This is a genomic window from Bacillus rhizoplanae (genome assembly GCF_917563915.1).
Taxonomy (GTDB): Bacteria; Bacillota; Bacilli; order Bacillales; family Bacillaceae_G; genus Bacillus_A; species Bacillus_A rhizoplanae.
The window spans coordinates 203,307-219,259 of record NZ_CAKJTI010000001.1; the positions used below are offsets into that span (position 1 = coordinate 203,307).

A 15,953-nucleotide genomic window follows, 5' to 3' on the forward strand; every position below is an offset into this window, starting at 1 on the left:
ACAATGGCAATAAAACAAACAAATATAAATAATCCTAAAGTTGATCTTGCTTATCGCAGAAAAAAAAGTGTGGAAGAAATGAAGCATCAAGTCATTACTTTCGGATTAATGATTTTTTTGACAGTCATTGCATTTGTAGCAGTCGCATATCCAAAAACATTTAGTCCGCTTTTTTCCGTACCATTTATTTTATTGTTAGCTGCTGTACAAGTTATTTTTCAATTGTATTATTTTATGCATATGAGTCATAAAGGGCATGAAACCCCATCGATGTTTTTGTATTCAGGTTTAATAGTTGGGTTAATAACGATTTTAACTTTTACGACACTTATTTGGCTTTAAAAAGAAAGGGGATTGAATGTTTCATCAATCCCCTTTTATTTATCCCGCTATTCGCGGGCAGTAAGACCCCCACCTCAAGATTCAGAGAGAAGTGAGGAAGATAGGTGGGGGATAACTGCCCGTAAAAGCCCGATTGGTTCAACTAACCATCAGTGGGAGGTGAAAAAACTCTCCACTGATGGAAGTTTCACTTTATAAAAGGGAGGGTGTAAAAAAGTGAGCAACTTATGGATATTTGGTTTTGAAGCACTGTGGAGCCCAATCTTTTTTCTTTTTATGTTAGCTGTTGTGATTGGTTATCTTTTAATTATTGGAAAGTATCGACATCGCTTCCCAAATGGGGAAGAAGTAAGTAAACGGAAAATCTTTTATTTTATAAGTGGTATGTTACTTTTGTATTTTGTTAAAGGAGGGCCAATTGATTTGCTTGGACATATTGTGTTTAGTGCACATATGTTTGAAATGGCAATTATGTATATGGCTGTACCTCCACTGTTATTACTTGGATTACCGAATTGGTTGTTTCAATACATAACATCATTTCGATTTATTCGTATGATGTTACATATATGCGCAAATCCTATTGTAGCTTTATTTGTTTTTAACGGGTTATTTTCTATGTATCACTTGCCGGTTGTGTTTGATGCAGTAAAGCAAAGCCAAATTGGACATCCAATTGTTCTTGCTGTATTATTTTTTACGGCCATGATGCTATGGTGGCCTATATTTAATCCATTACCAGAATATCAAACACTAAGTGATATTAAAAAAATTGGTTATATGTTTGCCAATGGTATGTTATTAACGCCAGCTTGTGCACTTATTATTTTTGCAAATGTGCCATTGTTTGCGACCTATACAGATCCAAGTGCATGGATGAAGGTAATGGAACTTTGTGTACCAGCTGGAACGTTATCTAACTTAAATATTACAGGTCCTGATTTCTTACATTGGCTTCCAGTTTTAGAGGATCAGAAAACAGGAGGCATTATAATGAAGATTGTACAAGAAATTGTGTACGGAACAGTGATTGGGTATGTTTTCTTCGCGTGGGCGCGTAAAGAACGAATAAAGGATGCAGAACAGATTCATGCACTACCCCCGTATTTGCAGTCAAAATAAAGTGAAATTTCCGTCAGTGGGGGGCTTCATCCCCCACTGACGGTTAGTTGAACCAATCGGGTTTTTACGGGCAGTTATCCCCCGCCTATCTTCTTTGCTTCTCTCTGGATTTTGAGGTGGGGGTCTTACTGCCCGTTAATGCGGGATAAAGTAAACTTTCATAAACGGGGATTTTTTATCCCTCCACTTATGGAAAGCTCTCACTAATCGAATGCATGCCAGTAGTTATTTCTGACCTATCTTCTTTGTTTTCCTTGAATCTTGAGGTGTGAGCTTACTGTCTACGAATAGTGAAGTAAATTTATAAAACAAAAAGAAGGTGTATCATTGTGTACACCTTCTTTTTGTTTTAACTGGTAGTAAGCCTTCTTTCAAGAGGGAACCTCGCTGCTTATGAGAGTATCATGAATTAGGAAAATCATGAGTGGAGAATGCAGATCGACATTCACGGAATTTTCACTTTATTATTCTATAATCGCTAAATCCTGCAACTCTTTTTCGATGTTTTGAAGTAATTGTTCACTTTTTTGAAGAACATTTTTTGGGAACTTTTCTTCTTCCCCGTACTCTACTCCATGTGGATAATAATGTTTACCGAGAAGAGGTGTCAATAATTTAATTTGGGCATGTCGTCCTCCAACATCTCCTTCTATGGCAAAACCTTGTATACGTAAATAATACACATCTTTCAGCATTTCAAATTTATAGTCGTATGTAACTCTCTCGTAATCCCATTGTCCAGCTAGTACAAAATGATGCTTGTCCATTACCTCAGTTAGAAGTGTAAAGTCGACAACTGTACCTTCAAGTTTCGTATTTGTAAATTGCATGAAATATCCTCCTTATAATAAACGTAAAATCCCCTTGAATTTATAATAGTACGAATAGTTGAAAAATACAATTCGTATGGAGTGAAAAGGTAGAATGTCTACTTTTATGCAAAAAATATGATATAGTGAACATAGTGTGGTACACACAAAATGGAGAAAAAACAGTTTTGTTTGTGTATACCTCAATTTCATGGGTATTCAGGAGGTATATAATTTGAAAATGTTGTTCCGTATTATAGTAATTACTATTCTTATTTTAGCAATTGATTTATACGGGAAATTACTCGTTTCTCAATATATATTACAATCCCCTCATTTAAAATCAGAGCATAAAATCGTGAAAATGAAAAAAGAAAATAAAGGTGTGCCAGAAACAATTCCACAGCTCCTAGGTAGTGACTCTGAAATTTTATTAGCGAATTGGGGCGAACCGGCGCGAATTGAACCATCTGCATATGGTTATGAATGGTGGGTATATAATCAAGACTTATCGCACTATGTGCAGTTTGGAATTATAGATCATAAAATTGTTACGATTTATGTTGGCGGAGAGAAAGTGAATATTTCACCATTTCATATTGGTGAAAAGTATGAAGACGCTTATAAAAGGAATCCGTTTTCATATGAAATTTCACTTAAAATGGGAAAAAATAGTTATCAATTTGAATTGTCTGATGTTGAAGTAACAGAACAACCACTTGTTTCTATAGAAGGAGGAGGGTGGGCGCAATTATATTTTGACCATTTTACACATAAGCTTGTCGGTGTTCGTTATATGGATGATGAAACATTAATAAAACAAAGGCCATATCAACTTGTTTATTCTGGAGAATTAACGAATCCACAACCATTATCATCAGAGCAAATGAAGCAAGTCGAACAAGGAAATGCACAGCAAATTTTAGATTTGACAAATATAATTCGTAGTCGTTATCACCTTCCATTATTAGTATGGGATCAACAAACGGCGGTAGTAGCATATGAACATAGTAAAGATATGAAAGATAACAATTATTTTTCGCATGATTCACCTTTGTTTGGAACATTAGGTGATCGTTTGCAAAAAGGAAATGTATCATTCCAACTAGCAGGAGAAAACATCGCGACGCAGTATAGTGATGGAATTGCAGCAGTGCAAGGGTGGTTAAATAGCGAAGACCATCGAAAGAATTTACTAAACGAACAATTCACTGGTTTAGGAATTGGAGTGTATGACAATTTTTATACGCAAAATTTTATTCAAAAGTAAGGTGTATGAATTGCCTAAAAATAGGCGAACCATGCGCCTTTTTTTTCTTACAATATAGTAGAAGATATATCTGGTGAGGTGATTGTAATGACAGCGGTGAAAGGAGATTTACATCCTTCTATTCAAAAATTCAAAGAGTTTGTGCGCCAGCATCCAAAGATGGTTCATGACGTTCGAAATGGAAAGAAATCGTGGCAACAATTTTATGAAGAGTGGTATTTGCTTGGAGAGCAAGATGATGTATGGAATCATTACAAGGTGAATGGAGAGACAATTTCTTCTTCCGTACAAGAAGATCGCGGAGAAAAGTCTGGAGACTTTATGGGACAAATGGTATCGTTTTTTAAAAAGTTAGATGTGGAACAGGTGCAGCAACATTTAGCAAATATGACGACTGCACTTGGAAGCGTACAGCAAGTTATTCAACAGTTTCAAGGGAACCAGGGAACAAAACAGCAGCGTAATTCTGAAAATAATCCGTTTTTCTTTCAAAAAGATTAGGAGGAAAAGTGATGAGAAAAGAACTCATCGAATTTGTAAGATCGAATGAAGATTTACAGAAGTATATTCGGGAGCAACCGTCTTGGTATCGGAAACTTTCTAGAGATCCAAGCGAAAAAGATGCATTTGAATTGGCGGCCATGCAATATTTTAAAAAGACAATTCCAGACAAGGTAGCTAAGTTTCAAAATCAGTTATCGGTTGCTTCTATAATGATAGATATGTTTCAATATATGAAACAGCAAAACGTTAATTAGTTGGAAGTAAAAATTGTGTCCGTCATGCGAAACTTTTGTTACAATGAAAAAGAATTCTGGAAAAAGGAGTTACAGCATGACGGAAATTTGTTTAGTACGACATGGACAAACTGATTGGAATTTTCAAGAGATTATTCAAGGAAGAGAAGACATTCCTTTGAATGAAATTGGAAAACAACAAGCAGCGCAGAGTGCAGAAGCATTACGAGCTGAAACATGGGATATAATCATTAGTAGTCCTTTAGTGAGAGCACACGAGACGGCACAAGCAATTGCTGATGCGATCGGGATAAATATAATTCATTTTGATGAACGTTTTATGGAACGTAATTTTGGTGCAGCATCAGGGAAACCAGTTGATGAAGTAAGGCAGTTCATTGCTGATGGGAATGTCGAAGGTCTGGAAACAGAGGAAGAAATTGTAGAGCGTTGTTTTTCTGCATTAAAAGATGTTGCTTGTCAGTATGATGGGAAACGAATTATTATTGTTGCGCACTCTCATGCAATTAAAGCGATTCTTCATGCGATTGTTCCAAAGGAAATTACGTTTAAAACATCTTTAAAAAATGCGTGTATGAGTTATGTAAAACAATCAAAAGGGAAATGGACCGTATTAAGATACAATATTGCAGAACACATCTCTTTATAATTTGTTTTCAAGATGGGAAGCAAGGTTAGTAGTTCCGTTATAAATGTGATATGATTAGTATTCGGAGGTGTCTCTTATGATACTAGCGACGCTTGAGAGCGTAATGATTCTAGATGAAGCCGAACAATTAGCGAAAGCAGTTGTTTGTTCAGATATAGCTGAGCGTTATCGCGAATGCCATCATGCATTGCAGAAAAATCAAGAAGCACAAACATTAATTAAACAGTTTATAGCTCTGAAGGAACGATACGAAGAAGTACAGCGCTTTGGGAAATATCATCCGGATTTCACTTCAGTTTCTGCGCAAATGCGAGAATTGAAACGAGCAGTAGATTTGCATGAAGCGATAGTTGCTTTTAAAAAAGCAGAAAATGAATTGCAAAAGCTATTAGATGAAGTCAGTACAATGATTGGAATGGAAATCTCGACTTCTATTAAAGTTCCAACAGGGAACCCGTTCTTTGACGCAGGTGGATGTGGAGGCGGTTGTGGTTCTGGTGGTAGCTGTGGGTGCAAAAAAACGGGGTGATTTGCCCCGTTTTTTAGAATATAGAAGAAAATGGATACAAAAAACACCCGCTAGTATCTTTTGATGTTTGAAAAACTGATGAATAATTGTATGTAAAGTTATAAATTTCTGTGTGCTTTTTGTAAAATAGAAAGAATGAAATTATATAAAAGGAGAAAATTATGTTTGGGCAACGACAAAGTATGATCGTCTATCTAAATTCCTTAAAACACGCTAAAATTTTAAGGAAATACGGAAACATTCATTACATATCGAAGCGGTTTAAATATGCCGTTGTGTATTGTGATATGGAGCAACTGGAATATATGATGCAAAAATTAAATAAGCTTCCGTTTATAAAAAAGGTAGAGCCATCTTATCGCCCATTTTTAAAAACGGAGTTCGAAAATTCTAGACCAGATCGTGCAAAAGAATATGATTATAATAAGATTGATTAAAAAACCCCCAAAAACTTTGGTGGGTTTTTCTTGTATTATTTGCATGTAGAACCAGTAAGATTTCCTTAATGGAAGTTTCACCTTACCTTGCTTTAACAGTCGGTTAGCTAATTTTTTCTAGGATGTTACATCAAATCGACTGTTAAAGCCCGATTGGTTCAACTAACCATCAGTGAGAAAAGCGTTCCCTGATGGAAGTTTCACTTTATTGCATTGGCGGAATGAAATGGTTCATTCGTAAAATACCAATGAGATGGTTGAAATATAATTCTTTCTCTGGAAACATTGTTGATGGTTTGACTGTGAAAGAAACGACTTGTTTACCAATTTCTGAAGCGGTATTTTCAAACAAGGCAATGCGTTTGCTTTGTTTATCTTCTTCCACAGGAATTCCTTCTAGACATATGTATAATGGCTGAAAATTGCCTACTGCTGTTGGATGTAGAACAACAGCAAGGGAACAAACAGATTTATTATCTTTTAATGTGTGAAATTGTAACATATGAGATACACGGTGTTGGTTTGCCTTTGCGATTTCTAGTAACTCATATAAATCGGAGTAACCTTCACCTAGCTGAATAAAACGTTGAATCATGATTTTCTCCTCCTTCTTCTTTTACTGTATCATTTCATTTTTAAAATGAAAAGAAGGTAAAGAAAAAACCCTGCCGAAGCAGGGCCCTTCTTACACTAGTATGACTAGCAAGAAGGCAAAGGGAGAGGAGAAACCGGAGGAAGAACTTATGGGGAAACGTAAGTCTTCTCCGCGGTTGGCAACAACATCGAAGGTGATGTTGTTATCCTTATTTATGTCCAAACTATATGAAGATATACATTGTAAAATTAAAATTTCTCTTTTGCTTTTTATTTTTCTTTCGGATGTTTTATGATAGGATAAAAAAGATGAATATACATAAAGTGAAACTTCCATCAGTGGAAGTCTTACTGTCCGTAAGTAGTAAGTAAGATTGAGCTTACACAAGAATGATTTACATGAACATCTGTTAGAAAGAGATAAAGGTAGTGACAAATTATGAGAGTAGTTTCAGGGAAGTGTAAAGGTCATCCTTTAAAAGCTGTACCAGGTAACACAACGCGTCCAACAACAGACAAGGTGAAAGAAGCCATTTTTAATATTATCGGTCCTTATTTTGACGGTGGTTTAGCTCTTGATTTGTTTGGAGGAAGCGGTGGTCTTGGTATTGAGGCTCTTAGTAGAGGGATAGATAAAGCTATTTTTGTTGATCGTGATGGAAAAGCTATAAAGGTTATCCATCAAAATTTAGAAAGTTGCAGGTTAGAAGCGCAAGCTGAAGTATATAGAAATGATGCAGAACGTGCTGTAAAGGCGCTTATGAAACGTGAGATATCATTCGACCTTGTACTATTAGATCCGCCGTATAAAGATCAAAAGATTATTTCTTTAATTAGTATAATGGATCAACACGGTCTATTGAAAGAAAACGGAATCGTTATGTCAGAACATGGGGTAGATGTAGAATTACCTGAAACAATTGGAAGACTTGTGAAGGTAAGAGCTGAAAACTATGGTATTACAGCGATTTCGATTTATAAGTATGAAGGTGAGGGGACCGAATGGCAAGCATAGCAATTTCTTCGGGAAGTTTTGATCCGATTACGCTTGGACATTTAGACATTATTAAGAGGGGCGCAAAAGTCTTTGACGAAGTATATGTTGTTGTTTTAAACAATTCATCAAAGAAACCGCTTTTTACAGTAGAAGAGCGTTTAGAATTAATTCGCGAGGCGACAAAAGATATTCCGAATGTAAAGGTTGATTCACACAGTGGCTTATTAGTAGAGTATGCGAGGATGCGTAATGCAAATGCGATTTTACGCGGTTTGCGCGCCGTATCTGATTTTGAATATGAAATGCAAATTACATCCATGAATCGTAAATTAGAAGAGAATGTAGAAACATTTTTTATTATGACAAATAATCAATATTCCTTTTTAAGCTCAAGTATTGTAAAAGAAGTAGCGCGTTATGGTGGTAATGTTGCTGGGCTTGTCCCGCCAATTGTAGAACGTGCTTTAAAAGAGAAGTTTCAAACCCCGTTATGATGAACGGGGTTTTTTGCTATTGATAAGACGCAAGAATAGTAACATAACATATAAATATAAACAAAGCAGTGTAAAGGTCGGACCATATGTAACTAGTGCGGCCCATCCTTTTGCTAACAGGGTAGATTGCTTAGATAAAAAGACTGGAATATCATATTGGGTAGGCGAAAAAGAATGTAATTTTTCATAAAGTGGTCCCCAAAATATATATGTATAGATTGGAGCAAGGATACTTTGAATAATTCGTGCGATAAAATACGGTTTAAAACGAATGTCTGTTTCTGCTAAAATACTGGCAACTTGAGCCTGAATGGAAAGACCGCTAAATGCTAAGACGAAACTTGTCATCATGGTTTGTTGTAAAAGAGAGGTGTGCTCTGTTTGACTAATCATTTGGCTTCCCAGTGTCATTTCAAAAAGACCGGATAAAATAGGAAAACTAAAGTAAGGCGAAAGTTGAAATACAACTAATATTTGTTTCATAATAAGAGCAAGGAAGGTTGTAATATGAAAAACAGTTAGCATTTTATTGAAAACAGAGAATAAAATAATAAACCCGCCAATCATAAGTAATGTTTGAATTGAAGAAGTAATAGCGTCACCGATTAATTTGCCGATGGGTCGTTTTTCTTGTAATCGAGTTTTATGAAGAACGGAAAAGGCGTGACGCAATGGAATGGGCGTTGAATGTTTCTTTGTTTCTGTTTGTGTATGTCTATCTTGGTAAAAGCGCATGAGTAGTCCAACTGTGAAGTTACTGACATAATGGGCAGCTGCTAAAATAAGTCCTAGTTTTGGGTTGTCAAAGAAACCAATCGCTACAGCACCAAAAATAAACAATGGATTAGAAGAGTTTGTGAAAGACACAAGGCGCTCCGCTTCAATTTGTGTAAGTTGATTTTCTTGGCGCAACCGAGCACTTAATTTTGCACCTGCAGGAAAACCAGAGGCCATACCCATTGCCCATACAAACCCTCCAATACCAGGTACACGAAAGAGTGGACGCATAAGGGGTTCTAATAACACACCAATGAACTTTACAATCCCGAGCCCGATTAGAAGTTCTGCAATAATAAAAAAAGGTAGCAATGAAGGAAATACAACTTCCCACCATATATTTAAGCCTCGAATAGATGATTGCAGTGCTGCTTGGGGGTGGAGTACGAGAGAAACTGTAAAAAAAGTAACCGATATGGTGAGAAAGCCCGTTTTCCATTTTTCGTACATTTTGTATCCCCCTTTGTCCCAAACGTTCATTTCAGTATACGAGGATACATGGTGAAATTAGACCATAAGTATAAAAAGAGAGTGAAAAAATTTTGAGGGTGAAGAAGATGAGAGAACCGAAAATTGGGTTAGCACTTGGGTCAGGCGGAGCGAAAGGGTTTGCACATGTAGGCGTTATTAAAGTGTTAAGAGAGGCGGGTATACCTATTCATATGATTGCCGGGAGCAGTATGGGGGCACTAATAGGTACGTTTTATGCAGCAGGATGTAACGTGGATCGTTTATATCGTTTAGCAACAGTATTTAAGCGAAAATACTATTTGGACTTTACTGTACCTAAAATGGGATTTATTTCTGGAAAACGTGTGAAAGATATGATTAAAATGTTTACATATAATAAAAAATTAGAAGAACTGGATATCCCGACAGCGGTTGTAGCAACTGATATTCTAAATGGCGAAAAGGTTGTCTTTACACAAGGCTCTATTGCAGATGCTGTCAGGGCAAGTATTTCTGTACCCGGCATATTTGTTCCAGAGAAAATAAATGGAAGGCTATTAGTTGATGGGGGAGTAATTGATCGTATTCCAGTATCGGTAGTGAAAAAATTAGGAGCTGATATTGTGATTGCCGTTGATGTATCCCCTATTAAGGTTAATGGAGAAGTTACATCTATTTATGATGTCATTATGCAAAGTATTGAGATTATGCAGCATGAACTTGTAGTAAATAGACAAATTGCATCAGATCTTATGATGCATCCAGCTGTAGAGCAATTTAGTTCACGGGCCTTTACGAATATAGAAGATATCATTCGTGTTGGAGAAGAAGAGGCGCAGCGGCATATTCAAACGATTTACACCTTGATTGAACAGTGGAAGGAGAAAAAGGATGTTTAAAAAATTTCGGTATTTATACGCATTACTCATTGGAGTTATAGTTGCAATGTTAATTGTGTTTGTTCCTCTGCCATATTATATTACAAAGCCAGGTATGGCAGAGAAATTAGAGCCGTACGTACAAGTTGAGGGAGGGAATAAAGAGAAGGGCGATTTTATGCTCGTTACAGTTTCAATGGGGCGAGCGAATGTTGTTAACTTTCTTTCTGCTAAATTTAATAAGTATGAAGAAATTCTTAAGAAGGAAGAAATTTTACAAAAAGGTGAAAGTGATGAAGAGTATCAATTACGCCAAGTGTATGCAATGAAAGAATCTCAAGATGCGGCTATTTATAATGCCTATAAACAAGCAAACTATCCTGTTACGTTTGAAAATCAAGGTGTACTCGTAGCAGGAATTGCAGATGGTATGCCGGCTGCTGAAAAATTAAAACTTGGCGATCGTATTGTTGCTGTTGATGGACAACCATTTCAAACAGCAGAGGAGTTTATTGCGTACATGAAAACAAAAAAACAAAATGATGAAGTAACTATTAAGTATGTACACGAAAAGAATGAGAAAGAAGACAAATTTGTACTAAAACCAATTCCGCAAGATAAAAGTCGTGCTGGCATCGGAGTTTCTATTATTACGGATAAGAAACTTACAGTAAGTCCTAACGTGAAAATTGATGCGCATAAAATTGGAGGGCCTTCTGCTGGGCTTATGTTTACGTTAGAGATTTATAATCAGCTTGTGAAAGAAGATATAACAAAAGGCCACGAAATAGCTGGGACTGGAACAATAAACGAAAAAGGAGAAATCGGTCCAATTGGAGGTATTTCTCAAAAAGTAGTTGCAGCTCATAATGCGGGTGCAGAAATATTCTTTGCTCCAAATGAGAAAGGAGCAAAGAATTCAAATTATAAAGAAGCGGTGAAAACAGCTAAAGATATAAATACAAAAATGAAGATTATACCTGTGGATACGTTAGATGATGCCTTAGCATATTTGGACAAAATGTCAGAAAAAAAGTAGATCCTCTCATTTAAGAGAGGATTTTTTTATCCCGCATTAACGGGCAGTAATACTCCCCCCTCAAAATTCGGTGAAAGTAAAGAAGTTAGGTGGGAGATAAACTGCCCGTAAAAGCCCGATTGGTTCAACTAATAATCAGTGGGGGATGAAGAAAACCCCGACTGATTAAAGTTTCACTTTATCAAGCTACTTGCAGGCAGTAAGACCTACCTGATGGAAGTTTCGCTTTATCCCGCTATTCGCGGGAGGTAAGACCCCCACCTAAAACAAAAAAGATAGGTGGGGGTCTTAGCTGGCATGAACCCGGTTAGTTGAACTTTATAAAAATACATGTTGCGTTTCGTCATATCGAATCGGATGCTGCGTTATATCTCGCTTTATCATTTCACCGCAAAGGGGCTCTTGTAAAATAGAGAAATAAACAGCGCTTGCTTTTCGATCTATATCTAGAAGGGGATGCCGTAACGTTTTTGTATGAGAAAGCAAAGGGAGAGTTATTTGCTTTTTAATACTTGATATATATGTTTGTCCTTTCTGGGACATGCCGAGTAAACGTATATATTGTGCGTGCTGTTCTATGTGAGTTTTTTGCATTTCTTCTTTCGTTGTGTTTGTTAAAATATGCGTGCAAATACGCTGTAGCCGTGTCCATGTGTAACGTTTTGTTTTTAATACTTCCATAAATCTCATGAATGAGGTCGCTTCCCGAATAGAAGATAAAATCCGATTCTCCAATCCTTCCTCTACTTCATATATATGTTGTAATTGAGATGGTGACATTGTCAGAAGTTTATATTTTAGTAAGTGAAAATAATTCTCCCAGTTATGTAATAGGTGATAGGAATGTTTGTATTGCTCCAAAAGTAGCTTTGTTATATTTGGAACAAATGGAGCAATTGCTGAAAAAGTTTTCTGTTCATGAAATAATTGTTTGCGAATGCTCGTTGCACTGGCAATTCGTTCATCTTGAAATGTTTCATCATGATAATGTGAAGCAAAACGCTTAATTGTACTTGCTTTTATTGAACTTTTCTGCTCAATAATTGCTTCTGTGTAATGCAGTCCTAAAATATTATTTGGCTCTGAGACATCAATAGTAGCCATGTTTTTTTGTAAGGATGCAAATGCCTCAGAAGTGGCTTTTGCATAACTCATTCCGGTTTTGGTATATTGTTGTACAAGATGATTAAATAAATTCTGCTCAGTCTGGCGTATAGTAATTGTATTGTAGAAATGTTCAATATTACCATTTTCGCTTCCAAAGCAAATCTCAGAGACGCGAAGAGCATCTAATATTGAAATAGCACCGTTGGCAAATGTTTCAGCTTTTTGCGTTGCAAAGGCATAGGGAAGTTCGACGACAATATCTATTCCATTTGCTAATGCCATTTGTGTTCGTGCCCATTTTGAAACTAGTGCCGGCTCTCCTCGCTGTAAAAAGGGCCCGCTCATAACAGCGATGATTATATCGGCATTTGTTAACTTTTTGGTTTGTTGCACATGATAAGCATGACCGTTGTGAAACGGATTATATTCAACAATAATGCCGCTAGCTTTTATAATAATCTCTCCTTTCAGTGTAGCATCTTTTCCTAAAACATGATAATCTATATATTATTTCCTATAATGACTCCATTATAGTGTAAAGAAAAAATATTGACAAATATACAATGGCTAGCTATAATTTTGTTTGTTGCCTTGAGGTGATATGATATGAAATGGTCCATCCATCAATTGAACAAATATCGACATAAAGGACTAACGTTGGATGAGATGGTAGATGTAAGAGAGCTGAAAAATGTTGAGAAAGATGTTCGAGACATTACTCTTGTTCATGTGACAGGTAGAGTTGATTTTGGCTCCAACAAATTTACGTTCCATCTACATATAACAGGAAGCATGGTATTACCATGTTCTAGAACGTTAGTAGATGTAACATTACCATTTGACGTTGAAACAACTGAGGTGTTCTTAGTTTCGAAAGAAGATTACGAAACCGAAGCAGATTTTCATTACTTAGAAGGAGAAGTACTTGACTTACTCCCTGTAATTAAGGAAAATATACTATTGGAGATTCCAATGCAAATTTTCAGTGAGGATGTTTCTGAAGGAACACCGATGCAAGGTCGAGACTGGCAAGTGATTTCGGAAAAAAGCGAAGAAAAGCCTGTTGATCCAAGATTAGCAGGACTTGCGAAGTTTTTTGACAAATAATCAGAAGACCGGTTCAGGCCTTCATATGAAAATAACTCTCTCTTTTAAGGAGGTGGGAAGAATGGCTGTACCTTTTAGAAGAACTTCTAAAACAGTAAAAAGAAAGCGTCGTACGCATTTCAAATTATCAGTACCTGGTATGGTAGAGTGCCCAAGCTGTGGGGAAGCGAAATTAGCTCACCGTGTATGTAAAGCATGCGGTACTTACAAAGGTAAAGAAGTAATCAGCAAGTAATTGCGGAAATAAACGCAGGAGGGAAACCTTCTGCGTTTATTTTTTTAACCTTTTCTTTACATGTTATTCTTCTATCTTTTCTAGTAACTGCATATGTTTAATAAAAAATGCATAAGGAGGACTAGAGAGATGGCAACAACAAGACAAGATGCATGGACTGATGATGAAGATTTACTTCTGGCAGAAGTAGTGCTCCGGCATATTCGTGAAGGGGGAACGCAACTTTCTGCCTTCAAAGAAGTAGGAAGACATTTATCACGTACACCTGCTGCTTGTGGATTTCGCTGGAATTCTTACGTACGTAAACAATATAAAGAACTCATTGAAGAAGCAAAGCGGATAAGAAAAACTGAAAATTATGAAGTGCAAGAACAAAAGAAAGAGAAAATAACTTCTCTTTCATTAACGTTAGAAGATGTAATTGTCTTTTTACAAAGATATAAAGAAGAAGAAGAAAAGACGGATTTATATAAAAAAATTGAAGTGTTGCAAAAGGAAAAAGAGGGGCTTTTGCAGCAGTTGTCGTTGTATGAAGAAGAGTATCGCACTTTATTTGATTATATTGACAAAAAAAGAAGTGCGATGGTATTAGAGCCTTCCGAAAAAGAGAGAAAATGGGAAAAAGGAATACTTGAAAAAACATCAAAATAAAAACAGCTGAATTACAGCTGTTTTTATTTTTAAGCAGATTCACTGTTTGTAACCGCATTCAATTTTTCGTTTGGGTGCCAGATGTAAAAATCTCCATCATCAATGGTTGCTTTTTCGAAGTGTAATTTTTCCCAGAAATCAGCAGATTGTACGCGAGCAATTGTTTTGATAGGAAGGTGCAATTGTTTTGCGTAATTGACCAGCATCTTACCAAATCCTTGTTTTTGGAATATTGGTAACACTTCGAGTTTAAAAAGCTCTACATAAGGGCCGGTAAACAAATTGTTAACAGACTGTTGTTTCGTATACAAACTCATGCGTGCTATAAGAGAACCACCGTAATAAATTCCATAAAAAGGGGATTCACTATCGTTTTCGATGATATTTGCTTGTAAATCTTCTAACATAGATAATTCTTCAGCACCGCAACCTTTAAACTTTTTAAACTCTTCTAACGTTTTATAATTGATGAGCAAGCGCTCAACTTTGGGAAAGTGCATGTAATCACATCCTCTTCTTGGTGTAAAAATAAAGAAAAGTATAAATATTTATAATAGTATTATAACGCAATTTTTTATTTTTATGAAGAAAAGAGATAATTCTTTCAGTATTTTTTTTGAAAAGTCTGCTAAACTTATTCTATAAACTATAAAGTGAAACTTTCATGAGCGGGGTTTCTTTCCTACTGATGGAAAGCTTTCGACAATTAGGCTTTTACGGACAGTCGTCCTCAATATGTCGCCTTCGCTTCTCCTGAATCTTAAGATGCGGGGTATACTGTCTGTGAATAGCGGGATAAAAATGGAGGCCTTTGTAGAATGGAGATTGGAATTGTTGGACCGGGAGCAATCGGGCTCCTTTTTGCATTTTATTTAGAAAAAAATCAGCAGGCTGTTACACTATATACACGAACAGTAGAACAAGCGGAACGATTGAACGAGTGCGGGATTACATGCGTACACAACGGTGTGAGAGAAACTGTATATCCGCTTGTAAGTCCTTTAGAGGATATAAAAAACAAAACACATGATTATACATTTGTGGCTGTGAAGCAATATCATTTGGAAGCAATATGGCCGTATTTGCAAGAAAATCGGCTTATTTTCTTGCAAAATGGGATGGGGCATCTTCATATATTGCAACAGATGCAAAGTATCAGCGTTGCGGTAGGAATTGTAGAGCACGGGGCGAAAAAAGAAAATGTTAGTACCGTCCATCATACTGGAATAGGCAGTACGAAATTTGGACTCATACATGGAGAAGAGGAACAATTTGAATCTCTATTTACTGCATTCTCTTCCAGTCTATTTCCGATAGTAATTGAAAAAGATTGGAAGCAAACAATGCTGCATAAACTTGTCGTCAATGCGTGTATTAATCCCTTAACTGCATTGTTTGGTGTACAAAATGGTGAGTTATTGACAAATCCATCGTTTTACAAAGTGATGAAGCAAGTATTTTCGGAAGTGATGGAAATTATAGGTGATTCAAAATGTGGTGAGTATTGGGAACGTGTATGTACAGTATGTAAAAATACGGCTCATAATACTTCATCTATGTTAATGGATGTACAAAATAATAGAAAAACAGAAATTGATGCAATTGTTGGTTATTTAATTCGAGAGGCAGAACAGCAACAAAAAACAGTTCCGACGCTCTCCTTTTTGTATCATTCCATAAAAGGATTAGAAAGATAAGAGATATTCTT

At 36.3% G+C, this 15,953-nt stretch carries 21 protein-coding genes; 16 read left to right on the forward strand and 5 right to left on the reverse strand.

The window, feature by feature from the left end:
* Positions 1-3: 3 nt before the first annotated feature.
* A complete protein-coding gene (ctaF, locus tag LRP84_RS01130; RefSeq protein WP_230573391.1) occupies positions 4-342 on the forward strand; it encodes a cytochrome c oxidase subunit IVB in 339 nt (112 codons plus the stop codon).
* Positions 343-558: 216 nt separating this feature from the next.
* A complete protein-coding gene (ctaG, locus tag LRP84_RS01135) occupies positions 559-1,464 on the forward strand; it encodes a cytochrome c oxidase assembly factor CtaG (protein ID WP_230573392.1) in 906 nt (301 codons plus the stop codon).
* Positions 1,465-1,928: 464 nt separating this feature from the next.
* Here ctaG and LRP84_RS01140 read toward each other — a convergent pair whose 3' ends face one another.
* Positions 1,929-2,294: a YugN family protein gene (locus LRP84_RS01140; protein ID WP_098305618.1), complete on the reverse strand. Its 366-nt coding sequence runs from the start codon at positions 2,292-2,294 to the stop codon at positions 1,929-1,931.
* A 214-nt stretch (positions 2,295-2,508) separates the two neighbouring features.
* On the opposite strand from LRP84_RS01140, the gene LRP84_RS01145 reads away from it, so the two are divergent.
* The 6 genes from LRP84_RS01145 to LRP84_RS01170 all read left to right on the forward strand — a co-directional run bounded on the left by LRP84_RS01145 (position 2,509) and on the right by LRP84_RS01170 (position 5,916).
* Entirely contained in the window at positions 2,509-3,543 is a 1,035-nt protein-coding gene (locus tag LRP84_RS01145) for a CAP domain-containing protein (protein WP_230573393.1), read from the forward strand.
* Between the two features lie 87 nt (positions 3,544-3,630).
* On the forward strand, positions 3,631-4,044 hold the full coding sequence (locus tag LRP84_RS01150; protein ID WP_230573394.1) for a YlbD family protein: 414 nt from the start codon (positions 3,631-3,633) through the stop codon (positions 4,042-4,044).
* Between the two features lie 11 nt (positions 4,045-4,055).
* On the forward strand, positions 4,056-4,301 hold the full coding sequence (locus tag LRP84_RS01155) for a YlbE-like family protein (protein WP_098305612.1): 246 nt from the start codon (positions 4,056-4,058) through the stop codon (positions 4,299-4,301).
* Positions 4,302-4,377: 76 nt separating this feature from the next.
* A complete protein-coding gene (locus tag LRP84_RS01160) occupies positions 4,378-4,950 on the forward strand; it encodes a histidine phosphatase family protein (RefSeq protein WP_230573395.1) in 573 nt (190 codons plus the stop codon).
* 76 nt (positions 4,951-5,026) lie between these two features.
* Positions 5,027-5,479 carry a YlbF/YmcA family competence regulator gene (locus LRP84_RS01165; RefSeq protein WP_098305608.1) on the forward strand — a complete coding sequence of 151 codons (453 nt, stop codon included), beginning with the start codon at positions 5,027-5,029 and terminating at the stop codon, positions 5,477-5,479.
* Between the two features lie 161 nt (positions 5,480-5,640).
* On the forward strand, positions 5,641-5,916 hold the full coding sequence (locus tag LRP84_RS01170; RefSeq protein ID WP_230573396.1) for a YlbG family protein: 276 nt from the start codon (positions 5,641-5,643) through the stop codon (positions 5,914-5,916).
* A gap of 205 nt (positions 5,917-6,121) precedes the next feature.
* On the opposite strand, the gene LRP84_RS01175 is transcribed toward LRP84_RS01170, so the two are convergent.
* Complete coding sequence (locus LRP84_RS01175) at positions 6,122-6,511, reverse strand: DUF7147 family protein (protein WP_230573397.1); 390 nt, start codon at positions 6,509-6,511, stop codon at positions 6,122-6,124.
* A 438-nt stretch (positions 6,512-6,949) separates the two neighbouring features.
* Here LRP84_RS01175 and rsmD point away from each other — a divergent pair, with 438 nt between their 5' ends.
* Positions 6,950-7,525, forward strand: a complete 576-nt coding sequence (gene rsmD / locus LRP84_RS01180; protein WP_230573398.1) for a 16S rRNA (guanine(966)-N(2))-methyltransferase RsmD — start codon at positions 6,950-6,952, stop codon at positions 7,523-7,525.
* Entirely contained in the window at positions 7,513-8,001 is a 489-nt protein-coding gene (gene coaD, locus LRP84_RS01185) for a pantetheine-phosphate adenylyltransferase (RefSeq protein ID WP_230573399.1), read from the forward strand. The genes rsmD and coaD overlap by 13 nt, the downstream gene beginning before the upstream one ends.
* On the opposite strand, the gene ylbJ is transcribed toward coaD, so the two are convergent.
* On the reverse strand, positions 7,996-9,228 hold the full coding sequence (gene ylbJ, locus LRP84_RS01190; RefSeq protein WP_230573400.1) for a sporulation integral membrane protein YlbJ: 1,233 nt from the start codon (positions 9,226-9,228) through the stop codon (positions 7,996-7,998). The two genes, coaD and ylbJ, sit on opposite strands and share 6 nt — an antisense overlap.
* Before the next feature lie 107 nt (positions 9,229-9,335).
* Here ylbJ and LRP84_RS01195 point away from each other — a divergent pair, with 107 nt between their 5' ends.
* Positions 9,336-10,127 carry a patatin-like phospholipase family protein gene (locus tag LRP84_RS01195; protein ID WP_230573401.1) on the forward strand — a complete coding sequence of 264 codons (792 nt, stop codon included), beginning with the start codon at positions 9,336-9,338 and terminating at the stop codon, positions 10,125-10,127.
* Positions 10,120-11,145 (forward strand): SepM family pheromone-processing serine protease, encoded by a 1,026-nt coding sequence (locus LRP84_RS01200; protein ID WP_230573402.1) that lies wholly within the window; start codon positions 10,120-10,122, stop codon positions 11,143-11,145. The genes LRP84_RS01195 and LRP84_RS01200 overlap by 8 nt, the downstream gene beginning before the upstream one ends.
* Before the next feature lie 318 nt (positions 11,146-11,463).
* On the opposite strand, the gene LRP84_RS01205 is transcribed toward LRP84_RS01200, so the two are convergent.
* Positions 11,464-12,705, reverse strand: a complete 1,242-nt coding sequence (locus LRP84_RS01205) for a nucleotidyltransferase (protein WP_302850562.1) — start codon at positions 12,703-12,705, stop codon at positions 11,464-11,466.
* Positions 12,706-12,858: 153 nt separating this feature from the next.
* Here LRP84_RS01205 and LRP84_RS01210 point away from each other — a divergent pair, with 153 nt between their 5' ends.
* From LRP84_RS01210 to LRP84_RS01220, 3 genes are all read left to right on the forward strand, one after another.
* Positions 12,859-13,359 carry a YceD family protein gene (locus tag LRP84_RS01210; protein ID WP_230573404.1) on the forward strand — a complete coding sequence of 167 codons (501 nt, stop codon included), beginning with the start codon at positions 12,859-12,861 and terminating at the stop codon, positions 13,357-13,359.
* Between the two features lie 61 nt (positions 13,360-13,420).
* Positions 13,421-13,594, forward strand: a complete 174-nt coding sequence (gene rpmF, locus LRP84_RS01215; RefSeq protein WP_001984764.1) for a 50S ribosomal protein L32 — start codon at positions 13,421-13,423, stop codon at positions 13,592-13,594.
* A 129-nt stretch (positions 13,595-13,723) separates the two neighbouring features.
* Positions 13,724-14,245, forward strand: coding sequence for an RsfA family transcriptional regulator (locus LRP84_RS01220; RefSeq protein ID WP_230573405.1), 522 nt, complete (start codon positions 13,724-13,726; stop codon positions 14,243-14,245).
* A gap of 29 nt (positions 14,246-14,274) precedes the next feature.
* Here LRP84_RS01220 and LRP84_RS01225 read toward each other — a convergent pair whose 3' ends face one another.
* Positions 14,275-14,745, reverse strand: a complete 471-nt coding sequence (locus LRP84_RS01225; protein ID WP_230573406.1) for an N-acetyltransferase — start codon at positions 14,743-14,745, stop codon at positions 14,275-14,277.
* Positions 14,746-15,063: 318 nt separating this feature from the next.
* Here LRP84_RS01225 and LRP84_RS01230 point away from each other — a divergent pair, with 318 nt between their 5' ends.
* Entirely contained in the window at positions 15,064-15,942 is an 879-nt protein-coding gene (locus LRP84_RS01230; RefSeq protein ID WP_230573407.1) for a 2-dehydropantoate 2-reductase, read from the forward strand.
* Positions 15,943-15,953: the final 11 nt, after the last annotated feature.

Bases quoted from the DNA above. Each gene is read 5' to 3' on its own strand.
- rpmF (WP_001984764.1), top strand. From the start codon at position 13,421: ATGGCTGTACCTTTTAGAAGAACTTCTAAAACAGTAAAAAGAAAGCGT.
- LRP84_RS01170 (WP_230573396.1), top strand. From the start codon at position 5,641: ATGTTTGGGCAACGACAAAGTATGATCGTCTATCTAAATTCCTTAAAA.
- coaD (WP_230573399.1), top strand. From the start codon at position 7,513: ATGGCAAGCATAGCAATTTCTTCGGGAAGTTTTGATCCGATTACGCTT.
- LRP84_RS01230 (WP_230573407.1), top strand. From the start codon at position 15,064: ATGGAGATTGGAATTGTTGGACCGGGAGCAATCGGGCTCCTTTTTGCA.
- LRP84_RS01155 (WP_098305612.1), top strand. From the start codon at position 4,056: ATGAGAAAAGAACTCATCGAATTTGTAAGATCGAATGAAGATTTACAG.
- ctaF (WP_230573391.1), top strand. From the start codon at position 4: ATGGCAATAAAACAAACAAATATAAATAATCCTAAAGTTGATCTTGCT.
- LRP84_RS01195 (WP_230573401.1), top strand. From the start codon at position 9,336: ATGAGAGAACCGAAAATTGGGTTAGCACTTGGGTCAGGCGGAGCGAAA.
- LRP84_RS01160 (WP_230573395.1), top strand. From the start codon at position 4,378: ATGACGGAAATTTGTTTAGTACGACATGGACAAACTGATTGGAATTTT.
- LRP84_RS01140 (WP_098305618.1), bottom strand. From the start codon at position 2,294: ATGCAATTTACAAATACGAAACTTGAAGGTACAGTTGTCGACTTTACA.
- LRP84_RS01210 (WP_230573404.1), top strand. From the start codon at position 12,859: ATGAAATGGTCCATCCATCAATTGAACAAATATCGACATAAAGGACTA.
- LRP84_RS01220 (WP_230573405.1), top strand. From the start codon at position 13,724: ATGGCAACAACAAGACAAGATGCATGGACTGATGATGAAGATTTACTT.
- ylbJ (WP_230573400.1), bottom strand. From the start codon at position 9,228: ATGTACGAAAAATGGAAAACGGGCTTTCTCACCATATCGGTTACTTTT.
- LRP84_RS01200 (WP_230573402.1), top strand. From the start codon at position 10,120: ATGTTTAAAAAATTTCGGTATTTATACGCATTACTCATTGGAGTTATA.
- LRP84_RS01225 (WP_230573406.1), bottom strand. From the start codon at position 14,745: ATGCACTTTCCCAAAGTTGAGCGCTTGCTCATCAATTATAAAACGTTA.
- rsmD (WP_230573398.1), top strand. From the start codon at position 6,950: ATGAGAGTAGTTTCAGGGAAGTGTAAAGGTCATCCTTTAAAAGCTGTA.
- LRP84_RS01175 (WP_230573397.1), bottom strand. From the start codon at position 6,511: ATGATTCAACGTTTTATTCAGCTAGGTGAAGGTTACTCCGATTTATAT.
- LRP84_RS01150 (WP_230573394.1), top strand. From the start codon at position 3,631: ATGACAGCGGTGAAAGGAGATTTACATCCTTCTATTCAAAAATTCAAA.
- LRP84_RS01165 (WP_098305608.1), top strand. From the start codon at position 5,027: ATGATACTAGCGACGCTTGAGAGCGTAATGATTCTAGATGAAGCCGAA.